This is a genomic window from Pseudonocardia sp. Ae331_Ps2, assembly GCF_001932405.1.
In the GTDB taxonomy this organism is placed as follows: Bacteria; Actinomycetota; Actinomycetes; order Mycobacteriales; family Pseudonocardiaceae; genus Pseudonocardia.
Map to the genome: position 1 here is coordinate 1,714,000 of NZ_MCIM01000001.1, position 15,384 is coordinate 1,729,383.

Here is a 15,384-nt window from a genome sequence, read left to right on the forward strand (position 1 = left end):
TGTCGCGCCGCCCTGTACGCGGGCGCGAATGCGATAGTCGCGTCACTGTACCCACCGGGGCGGAGCCCCGGGCCGTGCGGCGGTCACCCGAGCAGGGAGACGAGCTCCACGTACTCGTCGATCCCGAACCGGCCCAGCTCCCGGCCCAGACCGGACCGACCCAGACCGCCGAAGGGCGCGTCGAGGCCGTCGCGGGTGCGGACGCCGTTGACCTTGACCTGGCCGGCCCGGATGCGACGCCCGACCGCGCGGGCCCGGTCCGGGTCGCCCGACCAGACGCCCGCGGCCAGGCCGTACTCGGTGTCGTTGGCCAGGCGGACCGCGTCGTCGTCGCCGCTGTGGGTGAGCACCGCGAGGACCGGGCCGAACACCTCCTCCCTGGCCAGCGCGGACCCCGGGTCGACGCCGGTGAACACGGTCGGGCGGTGGTAGTGCCCCTCGGGCAGGTCGGGGTCGGGCTCACTGCCGCCGACGAGCAGGCGGGCACCGTCGGCACGCGCCCGGTCGACGTGCCCGCGCACCGACCGCAGCTGCCGTTCGCTCACCAGCGGGCCGAGATCGGTCCCGGCGTCCCAGGGGTCGCCGACCGTCAGCGCCCGGACCGCGGTGACGAGCAGGTCGCAGACCTCGTCGTGCCGGTGTGCGGGCACGAGCAGCCGGGTGAGGGCGTTGCAGGCCTGCCCGGAGTTGAAGAACGCCTGCGCCACGGCCGCAGGCACTGCCCGGTCGAACGGGGCGTCGTCGAGGAGCACGTTGGCCGACTTGCCTCCGAGCTCGAGACAGACCCGGGTGATGCCGGGCGCGGCGAGCTCGGCGACCCGGGCACCGGACGGGCCGCTGCCGGTCAGCGAGACGACCGCGACCCGTGGATCGCGCACCAACGCCTCGCCGACCACCGGCCCCGTGCCGGTGACGAGGTTCAGCACACCCGGCGGGACTCCCGCCTCCTCGGCCAGCCCGACCAGGGCGAACGCGGTCAGGGGCGCCACCTCGCTGGGCTTGAGCACCACGGTGCAGCCCGCGACCAGTGCGGGCCCGACCTTCGCCGCGATCTGGTGCAGGGGCATGTTCCACGGCGTGATGGCGACGACCACCCCGGCCGGCACCCGCAGCACCTCGCCCGCGGCGACCGGCTCGGACCACGGGTGGGACAGCGCCGCGTCGGCGGTCAGGTGCAGCACCCTGGCGGGCACCGCGACCTGCGCGGGCCCGGCCAGGTGGTACGGCATCCCGACCTCGGTGGTGACGACACCGGCCAGGTCGTCGGTGTGCGCGGCGAGCAGGTCCCCGAGGGCGCGGACGATCTCCGCGCGGCGGGCCACCGGGGTGTCGGCCCACGCGGGGCCCGCCGCAACGGCGGCGGTCACGGCGCGCCCCGCGTCCTCGGCGGTGCCCCCGCCGACGTGGGCGACGGTCGCGCCGGTGGCGGGGGACCCGACAGCGATCGGCGCCCCGCCGGCCTCGACCCACTTGCCACCGATGCGGTGGGAGAGCCGGTCGACGACCAGGTGCGCACCCGGCCGGATGCCCGGGGCCGCGGTCATCCCTGCGTCACCCGCACGGGCAGCCGCTTGATCCCGTGGAACCAGTTGGACAGCAGGCGGTCGGGCTCGGCGAGCGGCTCGATCCGGATCCCGCGGGCCAGGACCTGCTCGTAGAAGACCCTGGTCTCCATCCGCGCCAGGTGGGCCCCGAGGCAGTAGTGCGGGCCCGCGCCGAACCCGAGGTGCCGGTTCGGCTTGCGGTCCAGGCGGAACTCCTCCGGTGCGTCGAACACGCGCTCGTCGCGGTTGGCGGCGGCGAACCACAGCACGAGCTTCTCCCCGGCCCGCACGGTCTGCCCGTGCAGCTCGACGTCCTCGGTGGCGGTGCGGCGCATGTGCACCACCGGGGACACCCAGCGGACCATCTCCTCGATGCCCGACCGCAGCAGCGGTGCGCCGCCGACACGCAGCTCGTCCCACCGCCCGTGTTCCGACAGCGCCGCGACCGAGCCGGAGAGCAGGTTGCGGGTGGTCTCGTTCCCGGCGACGGTCAGCACCATGTAGTACGGGTTGAGCCACTCCTGGGTGAGCGGCTCCCCCTTCGGCGTGGCCCGGGTCAGCGTGCTGACGATGTCGTCGGCCGGGCAGGCCCGTCGCTGCTCGGTGAGGTCGGCGTAGTACGCGAACAGCTCGTCGCGCGCCCGCGCCGCCGTCTCCGGGCCCGCGGAGTACTCCGGGTCCTCGCTGGAGGACTCGTTGGTCCAGCGCAGCAGCAGGTCCGCGTCCTCGACCGGCACCCCCAGCATCGGCGCGAACACCAGCAGGGGCAGCCGCGAGGCGATGACCTCGACGAAGTCGAACTCGCCGAGCTCGAGCGCCTCGTCGAGCAGCGCGCCGGTGACCTCCTCGACGCGCGCCGCCAGCCGCTCCACCGCCCGCGGGGTGAAGGTGGAGGTCAGGACCCGGCGGAACGGCACGTGGTCGGGGGCGTCCATGTTGTGGATCTGGCGCGGGCCGTTCCCCTCGGCACGCCGGTCCGGGATCTGGGTGCCCTGGCCGTTGCCGAAACGGTCGGCGTCCTTGGCGACGGCCTCGACGTCGGCGTACCGGGTCACCGACCAGAACCCCTCCCCCTCGCCGGGGCCGGGGTTCCAGTGCAGCGGGGCCCCGTCGCGCAGGACGCGGAACATCTCCGGGTCCCGTCCGGCGGCGAACACGCCCGCGTCGAGCAGGTCGACGCCGCGCACCCCACCGACGGGGCACTCTGTCGAGGCGGCCATGGCGATCTCCATCCCGTACCGACGTCCGGTCCGACTGTGGACCAGTTTTGCGAACGAGACTATACATAAACTCCGAGCCCGCGGAAGCCCGCCGATCGCATCCGCCACGACCTCGAGGAGCCCCATGACCACCGACCCAGCCGGTGTCCGCCGGTTCGTCGTCACCGGTGCCGGATCGGGCATCGGCGCGGCGCTCACCGACCGGCTCGTCACGTCCGGGCACCAGGTCGTCGCCCTCGACCGCGCGGTCTCCGGGGTCCCGGACGGAGCCGAGCCGCTCGTCTGCGACCTCACCGACCCGGCCGCGGTCGAGGCGGCGGTGGCGGCGGTCCGCGCCACGGGCCCGCTGCACGGGGTGGCCGCCGTCGCGGGGGTGCCCGGGAGCGTCCCGCCGCCGGTCGTGCACGCGGTCAACGTGGTCGGGCTCCGCCGGGTGGTCGGGGCACTGACCCCGCTGCTGGCCCCCGGCTCCGCGGTGGTGCTGCTGTCGTCGATGGCCGGGTACCGGGGCACCGCGACCCCGGACGAGCTCGACCGCTACCTCGCGCTCGACGACGACGACCTGCAGGCCGCGCTGGAGGCCACCGCACTCGACGGTCCCGGCGCGTACCAGCTGTCCAAGCAGGTGGTCCACGCCCTCGCCGTCGACCTGGCGGCGACGCTGCACCCACGCGGTGTCCGGGCGGTGAGCGTCAGCCCCGGCCCGGTCGAGACCCCGATCCTGGTCGACTTCCGGGCGACGATGCCCACCCTCGACGAGGCGAGCCGGCTGGTCGGGCGCAACGCGCGCGCCGAGGAGGTGGCCGCCGTGGTCGAGTTCGTGCTGTCGCCCGCGGCCTCCTGGCTGAACGGGATCGACCTGCGCCTCGACGGCGGGCTCACCGCCCTGCGGGCGCGCGCCGTCCGCTGAGGTGACGCGCCGTCTGCGAACGCGATGCACCTGGGAGTGGGACGCCGCTCAGCCCGCCGGCCGCGGCTCACGGCCGAGCCGCAGGCGCACCCGCGCCGCGTCGAGCAGCGGCGAGGCGAGCCCTCGGCGTCGGGCGAGGGCCGCGAGCTCGTCGAGAACCTCGACCTCCACCGGTCGCCCGGCCCACAGCTCGCGGGTCATCGACGGCACGAACCCCGAGCTCGGATCGGAGAGACCGCGCACGAGCGCTGCGGGGTCGCCGGCGTGGCCGTCGGCCCCGGCGACGGCGGAGAGCTCGGTGACCACGGCGTCGACGAGGCCCGGTCCACCCGGGGCCGCCGCGACGTCCCCCACCCGGGCGCCGCCCAGACACGTCAGCACCGTGCTCGCGGCGATGAAGACCCACTTCGCCCACATCGCGGAACGGATGTCCTCGACGACGCGCACCGCGATCCCGTCCACGGAGAGTTCGCGGCGGACCGCCTCGACCGCGGGGTCCTCGCCCGGGGCTCCCGGACGTCCGAGCTCCAGCGTGGCGCCGACCGCCTGTTCGACGATCACGCCGTGCGGCAACAGGGTGGCCGCCAGCCGGGCGGTCGCCCCGAGCACCGCTCCGGCACCGAAGGCATCGACCAGCGTGTCCAGGTGCGCCATCCCGTTGAGCAGCGGCACGATCTGGGTGTGCGGTCCGACCGCGGCGGCGACGTCCTTCACCGCGTCCGGCAGCGCGTTGCCGCGCACCGCCACGACGACCAGGTCGTACGGGGAGCGCAGCTCGTCGGCGGTCACCACGGACGGGAGCAGGTGGGAGTGGGTCGCCCCGTCGACCCCGCGGATCTGCAGCCCTCGAGGGACAGCCGGTCGGCGGTGGCCGGGCGGGTCAGGAAGGTGACCTCGCGGCCCGCGGCGAGCAGACGCGCACCGAGGTAGCCGCCGGTCGCACCGGCGCCGAGCACCAGGGTCCTCATCGGCGTCGTCACGCCCGGGACGGAGCGACGGCGGAGCCCCGCTCGTCGCCGGTCTGGACGGGCACCCCGACGAGCGAGCCGTATTCGGTCCAGGACCCGTCGTAGTTCTTCACCCCGGGGTGGTCGAGGAGCTCGTGCAGGGCGAACCAGGTGTGCGAGGAGCGCTCGCCGATGCAGCAGTAGGTGATGACCCTGGTGTCGCGGTCGATGCCCGCACCCCCGTAGAGCGCCCGCAGGTCGTCGTCGGACCTGAACGTGCCGTCCTCGGCGACCGCGCGGCTCCACGGGATGTTCACCGCCCCCGGGATGTGCCCGCCACGCTGGGCCTGCTCCTGGGGGAGGTGCGCGGGGGCCAGCAGACGACCGGCGTACTCCTCGGGCGAACGGATGTCGATCAGCGACGCCGTTCCGATCGCGTCGACGACCTCGTCGCGGAAGGCTCGGATCGAGCGGTCCTGTTCACCCGCGGTGTAGGTCGTCCGCGGGCGCGCCGGCACGGAGGTGTCGAGCCTGCGCCCGTCGAGCTCCCACTTCTTGCGGCCGCCGTCGAGCAGTCTCACCGCCGGGTGGCCGTAGAGCGTGAAGTACCAGTAGGCGTAGGCGGCGAACCAGTTGTTGTTGCCGCCGTAGAGCACCACCGTGTCGTCGTTCGCGATTCCCTTGGCCGAGAGCAGCGCCTCGAAGCCGGCCCGGTCGACGACGTCGCGACGGACCTGGTCCTGCAGCTCGGTCCTCCAGTCGATCCGGACGGCACCGGGGATGTGCCCGCCGTCGTAGACGGTGGTGTCCTCGTCGACCTCGACGAACACCACACCGGGCGTGCCGAGGTTCTCCTCCGCCCGGTCGGCGGTGATCAGGGCGTCCTGGCGGCTCATGGCTCAGCTCCACTCGTATCGACTTAAACAAACAGCTTTAGCTTACGTCTGTGTTGAGACAACCTTAAGCCCATGACAGCTAGTTCTGCCCCTCGAATGCGAGGATGACGATGCACGCGTTCCCTACTCGCCTACGTCGTAGTGGGCGCGCTGCGCTAGACTCGTGCCATGCCCTGGACCGCCACGTCGCGTTACGACACCGCCGTCGCCGACGGCGGCCTGGCCCTGGTGCAGGACCTGCTGAACACCATCCCGGCAGGACGCCCTCGTCAGCCGGATCTGCTCGGGGAGCTCGACAGCGCGCGGACCTGGCTCGACTCGGCGCTGTCGGACTGGACCGCGACCACCGGCCGGTCCCTGCCGTCGGCGGTGCTCGACGACCGGGGCCTGGAGGAGCTGCAGGCACTGCGCGCCGACCTGCGGGCCGTGGTCTCCGCACCGGATCGGGGTCAGGGCGCGGCCGAGGACGAGTACCTGCGCAGCGCCTCGGTCGGCCTGGTGCTGGCCGCCGACGGCTCGGTGGTCCTGCGCCCGCGCGGGCAGGGGTGGCGCACCGTGGTGGGCCAGTTCCTCATCGAGGTGCTCGAGGCCCAGCGCGCCGACAGCTGGCGCCGGCTCAAGACCTGCCGCAACGAACGGTGTGCGGTCGCGTTCTACGACCGGTCCCGCAACAACAGCGGCGCCTGGCACGACGTGCGGGTCTGCGGGAACGCGGTGAACCTGCGCGCTTCCAGGGCACGGCGGCGCGCGGCGCTGGAGGCGGCCGACGCCGAGCGCGGCTGACGGCACGCCCCGGCCGTCGGCACCCGCGCGGCATCCGGGCCGCCGGCTCCCGGTGGCCCGTCAGCCCTCGGTGCGCACCGAGCCCGACGGTGACCAGGCGTCGGTCCCGATCGGGCTGAAGGTGGTGTCGTGCTCGTCGAGCCGGCGCATCCGTCCGCCGCGGCCGCGGAGCACGGCGTCGTCGAGCGGCGTGGTGAAGACGTTCTCGACCAGCGTGTACTCGGCGGCGAGGCGGCCCACGGGCGCCAGCGCCGCGGTGTCGACCCGGCCGCGGTCGAGGTACAGGTCGTCACGCAGGTGCACCCGTTCGACGACACCCCACACGACGTGGTCGTCGAGGTCGCCGACCGGGATGATCCGGTCGACTCGACATTCGAAGTGGATGGGGGCGTCGCGGACCCGGGGGGCCGCCACGACCTCCGAGGGCGCCTTGGCGAGTCCGACGGCCTCGAACTCGTCCACCTCGGGAGCGAACTCGTGGGCGGTGCGGTGCATCTGGTGGGCCTGGGGCAGGGAGACCAGGTTGGTGACGAACTCGCCGGTGTCACGGATGTTGGTGAAGGTGTCCTTGAGCTCACCGGTGCTGCGGGGCTGCATGGTCAGCGACACCATCGGCGGCCTGCGCCCGACCGCGGTGAAGAAGGAGATGGGCGCGAGGTTGGCGACGCCGTCGGTCGAGACGGTGCTGACCCACGCGATCGCCCGGGGCACGATGCTGCCGATGAGCAGCTTGTAGGCTTCGGTGGCGTCCAGCTCGGCGGTGTCGATGATCATGTACGGGTCTCCGTCGGGAATGCGGCGCGGGCGGAGCCCCGGAGCGCGCCGGGGTTGATCCGGTCCGGGTGCCGGGTGCGCATGGCCTGGTAGAGCTCGAGCGCGCTGCCGATGAGCGTGATCGCGATGGGTGACCAGACCCGGACGTCGAGGTCGGGCGGCAGGTCGGTGATCGCGGTGGGGATCGACGGGCTGACGTGGACGTCGACGTGCAGGAGATCGGTCATCGTCAGCGTCCCTCGAACGACATCACCGGGCGCGGGCGGCCGGCGTGCAGGGCCTCGACGGCGGTGGGGATCGCCATCCGGGTGTCGGCGCTGTCGAACAGCGGGATCGCGACGTCGAAGATCGCCTCGTCGGCCGCGGCGACGCCGCCGACGGCCCAGGTCCGCAGGAGGCTCTTGTGCGCCGCATGGGCGAGCGTGGGACCGGCGGCGAACCGGGCGGCGAGCGCGGCGGCCTCGTCGTGGAGGGTCTCGTCGTCCACCACCCGGTCGACGACGCCGAACCGCTCCATCTCCGCGGCGGGGACCTGCTCGGAGGTCAGCGCCCAGCGCATCGCCCGGGAGCGGCCGGCCCGCTCGGCGATCCGGTAGACCCCGCCGAGCAGGGTGACGATGGCGATCGACTGTTCCGGGTGGCCGAACCGGGCGGAGCGGCCGGCGACGATCAGGTCGGCGCGGACGGCGAGCTCGAGCCCGCCGCCGAAGCACAGGCCCTGCACCGCGGCGACCGTGGGGAGCGGAAGGCGTTCGAAGCGGTTGAACGTCTGCAGGAAGTGCTCGAAGTGCGCGCGCATCTCACGGCGGCCCCAGTGGGGCCAGGGCTCGATGTCGCCACCGAAGCTGAAGTCGGGACCGTCGGCGCGCAGGACCACGGCGCGGGCGTCGCCGGCGGCGATCTCGGTGAGCGCGGCGTCGAGCTCGTCGACCATGGTGGTGCCGATGCGGTTCTGTGGCGGGTTGTGCAGCACCAGCGTCGCGACGCCGTCGGCGATGGTGACGGACACGTGGGACATCGTCAGTCCTTCCGGGGAGCGAGATGGTCGGCGAACCAGGTGCGGGCGGCGCCGCACGCGGCGTCGAACCCGGCGAGGTAGGGGTCGAAGTGGCCGCCGGGGACCAGCACCAGACGCTTGGGTTCCCGCGCGCGTTCGTAGGCCGCCAGCGCCGTGTCGGTGAGGGTGACGGTGTCGTCGGTGGCGACGACCATCAGCAGGGGCGTCGGGCTGACCCGGTCGACGTACACGCCGGGCTCGTAGGTGGTCGCGGCGAGCGTGGAGCGGACCGTCACCTCGTTGGCCCAGACCCCGGCGGGCACGTCCTGCAGGTAGAACGCCACGGCGTCGGGGGCGCGGTAGGAGGCCGGCGTGTCGGGGTCGGTCGAGACGATCGCGCGGCGCGCCACCGGCCGGCCTGCCGCACGGGCGCGTTCGTCGTCGAGCAGGCCGGCGTGGAAGGCGGGGAGGTCCTCCGGCCGGACCCGGCGACGGGTCTGCTCGGCCCCGCTGATGGTGGGGACCTGCGCGACCACCGCGCGGAGCCGGGGGTCGGTCGCCCCGAGGACCAGGGCGTGCCCGCCGGCGTAGCTGGTGCCCCAGAGTCCGAGGCGGCCGGCGTCGACCTCGGGGCGGGACTCGAGGAAGGACAGGGCCCGTCGCCAGTCGGCGATCTGGGTCCAGGGGTCGACGTCCTGGCGGGGCACCCCGCCGCTGGCACCGAACCCGCGGTGGTCGTGGAGCAGGACGGCGTGGCCGTCGGCGGCGAAGGCCTCGGCGAACCGCTCGATGCCGTGGTGGCGGGTGCCGGCGTAGCCGTGGGCCATCGAGATCGCCGAGTGCGGCCCGGGTCCGTCGGGCAGGTGGAGCCAGGCCCGCAGCACGGTGCCGTCGTCGGCGACGAACTCGACGTCCTCGCGCCGGAACCCGTTGCCGGTGCTCATGCGCGGTGGAAACGGCCGCGCTCGATGCGGCCCTCGAGGCGCCGGCCGAGCTCGTCGGAGAACCGCAGTGCGCCGTCGAGGGGCCGGTGGTGGATGGCGATCTCGACGTGTCGGCCGTCCTCGTCGGCCACCAGCCGGGTGACGCCGCTGACCTCGGTCCCGTCGTGCAGCGTGGCGTCCCACTCGAGGTAGGTCCGCGCACCGTGGCGTGCCTCGTGGGTGAACACCAGGGACGTGTAGATGCCGCTCGCCGCACCCATCACCGCCGCGACGTCGTCGCGGCCCTCCACCGGTGTCCGCAGCACCGAGGCACGCAACACCACGTCCGGTGCGAGCGCCTCGGTGAAGGCGGTCGCGCTGTGCCGCGCGAAAGCCCTCGTCCAGCCCTGCTCGGACACGCCGTGGGCGGTGTTGCCGCCCCCGCTCCCCCGGGTCGGGCCGGAGACGCGGTCCACGAGCTCGTCGAGGTAGGCCGCCACCGTCCCGGGGCGCTCGACGTGGGGCCAGTGGCCCGCGTCGGCCACGGTGGCCGCCGACGCGTGCGGGAACCGCGCCAGGACGTGGGTGTCGAGGAGCTCGGCGGTGATGAACGGATCCCGTCCGCCGCGCAGGACGACGACGGGAGCGGTGACCTCCGACGGTGCCGTACCCGCAGGGTCCCCGTCGTTCCACGCGTCGACGGTGGCCGAGCACGCCTCGGCGGTGATCCGCTTCCCGGCCGCGGCGAGCCGGTCGAGCTCCGCCGGGGGAAACGCGTCGGAGAGCCGGCTGCGCACGGCGCGCTGCGCGTCGGCGTCGCCGCCGAGGGCCGTGAACGGCGCCAGGGCGTCGGCCGGGAGCCGGGTACCGGCGAGCGGGACCGGTGCGACGAGGAGCAACCCGGCGACACGGTCCGGCCGCTGCCTCGCGACGAGCTCGACGATCTGGGCCCCGAGGCTCTGGCCCACCAGGACCAGGGGCCCGGTCGTGCTGTCGACGAGGTCGACGACGTCGGACGTGTGCCGGGCGAGTGTGTAGGGGCCGGCCGCGTCAGGACGTCCGGCCATGCCTGCCAGCTCGGCGACGACGGTGGGCGATCGGCGCGTCCGGGAGTCGAGCACGGGATCCCACACCGCGCCGTCGTCGAGGAAGCCGTGCACGACGAGCGTGGTCACGGACGTGCTCTGCGTCATCGCCGAACCTCGTTCCGATGGTGGGGGTGGTCCGGACCGACCACCCTCGTCCGTTCAGCATAGTCGTTTTTGTTTCGACTATGTCAAATGTCCTCACCCATCACGCTCCCCAGCGAACGCGAGCGATGGAGGAGCGGACAGACGGGTCCAATCGCCGCCCCTCCCCGTCGACCGAGGTCGCCGACACCGACCACCACCCGCGGCTGCTGGCAGAAGCACCTCACCGTCCGCCGCACAGACGCTGCTTGACCCGGCCGGTACGACGGGGCACGATACGGACCGATCGGTCCAGGACCGATCGGTCCACCGGAGGAGAGCCATGAGAGACGCAGTCATCATCGAAACGGTCAGAACACCTCTGGCCAAGGGCAAGGCCGACGGCGCCTACGCCGGGGTGCACCCGGTGGAGCTGCATGCACACGTACTACGGGCGCTGGTCGATCGCGCACAGCTCGATCCGGCGGAGATCGACGACGTCATCGGTGGAGCCGTCGGGCAGGTGGGCGAGCAGAGCGGCAACACGACCAGGTTCGCCACGCTCGCCGCGGGGTTCCCCGAATCGGTGCCGGGCACCACCGTGGACCGGCAGTGCGGGTCGAGCCAGCAGGCCCTGTCGTTCGCCGCACAGGGTGTCGTCGCCGGTGCGTACGACATCGCGATCGCGTCCGGGGTGGAGTCGATGTCCCGCATCCCGATCGGCAGCCAGACCCGCGTCGACGGAGTCGCCCAGGACGTGTCCGGGCCGTCGGTCGCCGCCCGCTACGCACCGGGACTGATCCCTCAGGGCGTGAGTGCCGAACTCATCGCCCGCCGGTGGGGGTTCTCGCGCAGCCAGCTCGACGAGTTCGCCCTGACCAGCCACCAGCGGGCCGCCGCGGCCTGGGCCGACGGGCGATTCGCCCGCGAGGTCGTCCCGCTCAAGACCACCGGCCCCGACGGGACCGTCGGTCAGCTGGAGACCGACGAGACGATCCGGCCGGGCACGACGGCCGAGGCGCTCGCCGCGCTGCGCACCCCCTTCGCCGACCCGCGGTGGACCGAGCGCTTCGGCGCCATCGACTGGACCGTCACCGCCGGCAACGCCAGCCCGTACAACGACGGCGCCGCCGCACTGCTCGTGACCACCTCCGAGATCGCCGCCGCGCACGGCTGGACCCCGCGGGCCCGCGTCCACACCGCGACCGTCACCGGCGACGACCCTGTCCACATGCTCACCGGCATCATCCCGGCGACGGCGAAGGTGCTCGCGCGCGCCGGGCTCTCGCTGGACGACATCGACGCCTTCGAGGTCAACGAGGCGTTCGCCTCGGTCGTGCTGGCCTGGCTCGCCGAGACCGGCGCGGACCCCGCGAAGGTCAACGTGAACGGCGGCGCGATCTCCATCGGCCACCCGCTCGGGGCCAGCGGCGCCCGACTGGCCACGACCCTGGTCGGGGTGCTCGAGCAGACCGGCGGGCGCTACGGCCTGCAGACCATGAGGTGTTCTCAGTAGCGGGGTGGCAGGTCGTGGCGACACGCCGAGGGTGGTGAGATGAGCGGGAACGGGGCAGGACCCCGGTAGATCGGTTCGGTCCAGCACAGATCGACACCGTCACCGAGGTCCTGCATGTCTGATCCTGTCACCTACACCGCTGTCCTCCCGATCGGGGAGCGCACCGTGGCCTATCTGGCGCGGCTCCTGGTCCTTCAACGCCGTCGACGTGGCACCCGGCGGCGGGCGTTGACCCCGTTCGCCCAGGCAGTGCTGGTGATCCGCTGGTTCTGTGATGCTACCCGGGTCCGATGTTTGGCCGGTGACAACGCGATCAGCACTGCAACGGCCTACCGTTACCTGCACGAAGGCATCGACGTCCTCGCCGCGGCCGCACCCGGCCTGCACGGAGCCCTGCTCGCCGCCCGCACAGCCGGGCACACCCACGTGAATCTCGACGGCACCCTGATCGCCACCGACCGGTGCCGCGCGCTCGGCCTCACCCCCGGGGTCGACCTGTGGTGGTCGGGCAAGCACCGCCGCCACGGCGGGAACATCCAGGTCCTCACCGCACCTGATGGATGGCCGCTATGGACCAGCGACGTGCGGCCGGGCCGCGAGCACGACACCCGCTGCGCCCGTACCCACCCCGGGCTGCTCGAGGGCCTGGCCGCGTTCACCGACGACACCCACGCCGCGCTGGGCGACCTCGGCTACGAAGGCGAAGCCGACCGGCTCACCGTGCCCATCAAACCCGTCCCCGGCCGCGGGCAGACGGTCAACCAGCGCACCGTCAACACCCTGCACTCAGCCCTTCGTGCTCTGGCCGAACGCGGAAACGCCCTGCTCAAGACCACCTTCGCCGCGTTGCGGCGAGTCACGCTATGTCCCTGGCGCACCGGCGCGATCACCGCAGCTGCGCTCGTACTACTCCACACCGAGTACGACCGCACGACATGATCAACCCGCTACTGAGAACACCTCAGTGCGCGGTAGAGCGCGTGGGTCGCGGTACCCGGGCGCAGCGCGTCGAGTTCGCGTCGGACGTCCTCGAGCCTGGTCGTGCCGTCGGCCAGGATCGCGGCGAGCAGATAGAACAGGGTCGTGTCCGGGTCGTTGAGCTCATCGATCGCGGTCCCGGACGACAGCAGCGGCCACAGCACCGCCTCGATGTCGTCGTGCGAGAGCGGCACCGTCATCGTCAGCGTGGTGACGATCGGCGATCGGTTGCCGTCCCGGTGCACCGCCAGCGTCTCCATCGACTGCCCGTCGGTCAGCGTTCCGGTGGTCAACGCGCTCATCACCGCTCACCCCCGACCACGGCGTCGGTAGCGGCGGCGTCGTCGGCGGCCGGTCGGATGGTGCCGGTGACGTAGGCGGTGTAGCCGGCCTGGCCGCGCTGGTCGAGCCAGACGGCCAGCGCGGCGCCGGGGATCCGGACCGTGCTGCCAAAGCGCAGGACGTCCAGCTCGCCGGACTCGATGGCGCGGTAGACCGTCGAGAGGGAGATGTCGAGCATCTCCGCGACGGCGCGGACCCGGTAGGCCCGGGTACGGTCAACCTGCATTGCTTCCTCCGAGGGTTGCGGTGTCCGCCCCGTCCGGTGTTCCAGCACCGGGCGGGGTTTCGTCGTCTCTGGCCCCGCGTGAGCGACGAACCAGGTGACGGAGAAAAGTTATAACAACTATGACAACTGAGCGCAAGCGAAAGTTGGGTGGCCGCGCTACGCGCTGGTCAGCGGGCACTTGGGTGCATGATGTACTCGGCAGGACAACCTGCTTTTGAAGTAGACGAGGAGGCCCCCTCCGCATGGCTCGCTACACCGGCCGCCCGGCCTACGTGCAGATCGCGGACGATGTCCGGCGCCAGATCACGGATGGGGTCTTGCGGAGCAGCGACAAGCTCCCGACCGAGGCCGAGCTGATGGCCGACTACGGGGTCTCCCGGATCGTCGTCCGCCAGGCCGTCGAAGTGCTCCGCAACGAGGGCCTCGTCGTCTCCCAGCGGGGAAGCGGCTCCTTCGTGCGTGAGCAGCAGCCCCGAAGGCGACGGGTGGTCGGCAACCGCTACCGCCATCGAGCGACGTCGTCACCGTTTGCGACGGCGGCCCGGGTGGCCGGCCAGCGACCCGAGTGGGAGTACCAGTCACGGCGCACCACCGCGAGCCAGTCGGTCGGGGAACGGCTCGGCATCGCGGCCGGTGACCCGGTGATGCGCACGAGCTACCGGTTCTTCGCCGACGAGATGCCGGTGATGCTCTCGACGTCGTACGAGCCGCTCGCGATCACCGAAGGCACGCCTATCGAGTCCCCGGAGACCGGGCCGACGACCGGCGTCGTCGGGCGGATGGACCTCATCGGGGTCCGGATCACGCACGTCGTCGAGGACGTGCAGGCCCGCTCACCGCGACCGTACGAACAGGAAGCTCTACAGGTGCCAGCCGGCGTCCCGGTGATGGCGGTCGAGCGGACCTACTACGCTGACGAACTCGCAGTCGAGACGGCGGACATCGTCGTCAGCGCGGACCGATACACCTTCTCCTACGCCGTCCCCGTCGGGCTCCAGCCCGATCCGGACGCAACGGCCTGACGCCGGCCCCCGTTCGTGCAGGACGGCGCGTCAAGGGAGAGCGAGGTGGCACCACCCCCCCCGGCCTGTTCCAGCGCCCGACGGCGGCGCGATGCCGTCCAGTGGCGCCTGTCCCGCCGACGGCTCCCAGCCTGGCGGGACTGGCGGGACTGGCGCCACTGCGGGCCCGAGCCTTCCCCGGCTACGGAGGTGGCGGGGGGTACCGAACCGACCTCACTGGCGACCGCGCTCGTCGCGGCCAGAGGGCAGGCAAGACGTCCTCTGGGGGCTCGAACTGGCCGACGCCCGGTGCGGGTGCTAGACCGCTAGCGAGCTGGTCCGGCGGGGTTCGAGGCGCTAGCGAGGGGTGCTAGGTCTAGCGCCCCCGATCCGCTATACCGATGATCATCGGTCCGTCTCAGATCCCGTCTCAGTTCGGCTCGGTACGCGGCATCGCTGTCGTTGCTGATGACTCGCTGACCTGCCGGTTGGTCGGACTGGACCCCCTCGGTACGGCGAAGAACAGAACTTGTAAGCGGTAGGTCGTCGGTTCGATCCCGGCCTCCGGCTCCAGGTCCGGGCGAATTCAGGCGGTCGAAGCATCTAGCTCAACGAGTTCGGCGAATATCTCGGAGGGCTTCTTCCAGTTGTGGATCTTACGGGGTCGGTCGTTGATATCGCAAGCCACCATCGCCAGATACTTCGGGTCCGAGGTGATTTCCGTGCCTTTCGGGAAGTACTCGCGCACGATGCGGTTGAGGTTCTCGTTGCTGCCGCGTTCCCACGGCGAGTGCGGGTGGGCGAAGTACACCGGCATCGACCCCTTGGTGACGGCGGCGTGGCCGGCCATCTCCGCCCCGCAGTCCCAGGTCAGCGAGGCCCGCATGTGGGCGGGCAGGCCACTGGTGGCGGCGATGACCCCACGGCCGACGGTCAGCGAGTCGCGCCCGTGCAGCGGAACGAGCACGAGGAACCGGGAGGTGCGCTCGACCAGGGTCCCGACGGCGGTCTTGCCGTCCTTGCCGATGATCAGGTCACCCTCCCAGTGCCCGGGCACCACACGCCCCTCGGCGTTGACGGGGCGCTCGTCGATGTAGACGGGGTCCTTGATCCGCGGAGCCGGTGGTGGCTTCCGTCCGCCACGTCGAGTGGTGCGCC

The 15,384-nt window shown here is 72.5% G+C and carries 17 protein-coding genes and 1 pseudogene; 5 read left to right on the plus strand and 13 right to left on the minus strand.

The window, feature by feature from the left end:
• Positions 1-83: 83 nt before the first annotated feature.
• A complete protein-coding gene (locus Ae331Ps2_RS08090; RefSeq protein WP_083695341.1) occupies positions 84-1,544 on the minus strand; it encodes an aldehyde dehydrogenase family protein in 1,461 nt (486 codons plus the stop codon).
• The gene (locus tag Ae331Ps2_RS08095) at positions 1,541-2,764 is read right to left on the minus strand and encodes a cytochrome P450 (RefSeq protein WP_075312699.1); all 1,224 of its coding nucleotides are present in this window, start codon (positions 2,762-2,764) and stop codon (positions 1,541-1,543) included. The genes Ae331Ps2_RS08090 and Ae331Ps2_RS08095 overlap by 4 nt, the downstream gene beginning before the upstream one ends.
• A 124-nt stretch (positions 2,765-2,888) precedes the next feature.
• Here Ae331Ps2_RS08095 and Ae331Ps2_RS08100 point away from each other — a divergent pair, with 124 nt between their 5' ends.
• Positions 2,889-3,674, plus strand: coding sequence for an SDR family oxidoreductase (locus Ae331Ps2_RS08100; protein WP_075309734.1), 786 nt, complete (start codon positions 2,889-2,891; stop codon positions 3,672-3,674).
• 48 nt (positions 3,675-3,722) lie between these two features.
• Here Ae331Ps2_RS08100 and Ae331Ps2_RS08105 read toward each other — a convergent pair whose 3' ends face one another.
• The 3 genes and pseudogenes from Ae331Ps2_RS08105 to Ae331Ps2_RS08110 form a co-directional block, all read right to left on the minus strand.
• On the minus strand, positions 3,723-4,235 hold the full coding sequence (locus Ae331Ps2_RS08105) for a ketopantoate reductase family protein (protein WP_371336421.1): 513 nt from the start codon (positions 4,233-4,235) through the stop codon (positions 3,723-3,725).
• 18 nt (positions 4,236-4,253) lie between these two features.
• Positions 4,254-4,642, minus strand: a pseudogene (locus Ae331Ps2_RS34175) (ketopantoate reductase family protein); the annotation flags it as partial.
• 8 nt (positions 4,643-4,650) lie between these two features.
• Entirely contained in the window at positions 4,651-5,517 is an 867-nt protein-coding gene (locus tag Ae331Ps2_RS08110; protein WP_075309732.1) for a sulfurtransferase, read from the minus strand.
• A gap of 168 nt (positions 5,518-5,685) precedes the next feature.
• Between Ae331Ps2_RS08110 and Ae331Ps2_RS08115 the strand changes: the two genes are divergently transcribed.
• Entirely contained in the window at positions 5,686-6,300 is a 615-nt protein-coding gene (locus Ae331Ps2_RS08115; protein ID WP_075309730.1) for a CGNR zinc finger domain-containing protein, read from the plus strand.
• Between the two features lie 60 nt (positions 6,301-6,360).
• Here the strand turns inward: Ae331Ps2_RS08115 and Ae331Ps2_RS08120 are convergent, their stop codons facing one another.
• From Ae331Ps2_RS08120 to Ae331Ps2_RS30300, 5 genes are read right to left on the minus strand one after another with little or no spacing between them, the layout of a single operon-like run.
• Positions 6,361-7,074, minus strand: coding sequence for a flavin reductase family protein (locus Ae331Ps2_RS08120; protein ID WP_075309728.1), 714 nt, complete (start codon positions 7,072-7,074; stop codon positions 6,361-6,363).
• A complete protein-coding gene (locus Ae331Ps2_RS08125) occupies positions 7,071-7,301 on the minus strand; it encodes a hypothetical protein (RefSeq protein WP_075309726.1) in 231 nt (76 codons plus the stop codon). The genes Ae331Ps2_RS08120 and Ae331Ps2_RS08125 overlap by 4 nt, the downstream gene beginning before the upstream one ends.
• Positions 7,302-7,303: 2 nt before the next feature.
• On the minus strand, positions 7,304-8,092 hold the full coding sequence (locus Ae331Ps2_RS08130; RefSeq protein WP_075329709.1) for an enoyl-CoA hydratase/isomerase family protein: 789 nt from the start codon (positions 8,090-8,092) through the stop codon (positions 7,304-7,306).
• A gap of 2 nt (positions 8,093-8,094) precedes the next feature.
• A complete protein-coding gene (locus tag Ae331Ps2_RS08135) occupies positions 8,095-9,015 on the minus strand; it encodes an alpha/beta hydrolase (protein WP_075309722.1) in 921 nt (306 codons plus the stop codon).
• A complete protein-coding gene (locus tag Ae331Ps2_RS30300; RefSeq protein WP_083695347.1) occupies positions 9,012-10,187 on the minus strand; it encodes an alpha/beta fold hydrolase in 1,176 nt (391 codons plus the stop codon). The genes Ae331Ps2_RS08135 and Ae331Ps2_RS30300 overlap by 4 nt, the downstream gene beginning before the upstream one ends.
• Before the next feature lie 319 nt (positions 10,188-10,506).
• Here Ae331Ps2_RS30300 and Ae331Ps2_RS08150 point away from each other — a divergent pair, with 319 nt between their 5' ends.
• Positions 10,507-11,679 (plus strand): thiolase family protein, encoded by a 1,173-nt coding sequence (locus tag Ae331Ps2_RS08150; RefSeq protein ID WP_075309720.1) that lies wholly within the window; start codon positions 10,507-10,509, stop codon positions 11,677-11,679.
• Between the two features lie 114 nt (positions 11,680-11,793).
• Complete coding sequence (locus tag Ae331Ps2_RS08155) at positions 11,794-12,618, plus strand: transposase family protein (RefSeq protein WP_075329683.1); 825 nt, start codon at positions 11,794-11,796, stop codon at positions 12,616-12,618.
• Between the two features lie 8 nt (positions 12,619-12,626).
• Here Ae331Ps2_RS08155 and Ae331Ps2_RS08160 read toward each other — a convergent pair whose 3' ends face one another.
• Positions 12,627-12,959, minus strand: a complete 333-nt coding sequence (locus Ae331Ps2_RS08160; RefSeq protein WP_075309718.1) for a hypothetical protein — start codon at positions 12,957-12,959, stop codon at positions 12,627-12,629.
• The gene (locus Ae331Ps2_RS08165) at positions 12,959-13,225 is read right to left on the minus strand and encodes a helix-turn-helix domain-containing protein (RefSeq protein WP_075309717.1); all 267 of its coding nucleotides are present in this window, start codon (positions 13,223-13,225) and stop codon (positions 12,959-12,961) included. Before Ae331Ps2_RS08165 ends, Ae331Ps2_RS08160 begins: the two co-directional genes overlap by 1 nt.
• A 242-nt stretch (positions 13,226-13,467) precedes the next feature.
• Here Ae331Ps2_RS08165 and Ae331Ps2_RS08170 point away from each other — a divergent pair, with 242 nt between their 5' ends.
• The gene (locus Ae331Ps2_RS08170) at positions 13,468-14,247 is read left to right on the plus strand and encodes a GntR family transcriptional regulator (protein WP_075309716.1); all 780 of its coding nucleotides are present in this window, start codon (positions 13,468-13,470) and stop codon (positions 14,245-14,247) included.
• A 565-nt stretch (positions 14,248-14,812) separates the two neighbouring features.
• On the opposite strand, the gene Ae331Ps2_RS08175 is transcribed toward Ae331Ps2_RS08170, so the two are convergent.
• Positions 14,813-15,384 (minus strand): IS30 family transposase (locus Ae331Ps2_RS08175; protein ID WP_217695640.1); only part of this gene is annotated, 572 nt, incomplete at its 5' end.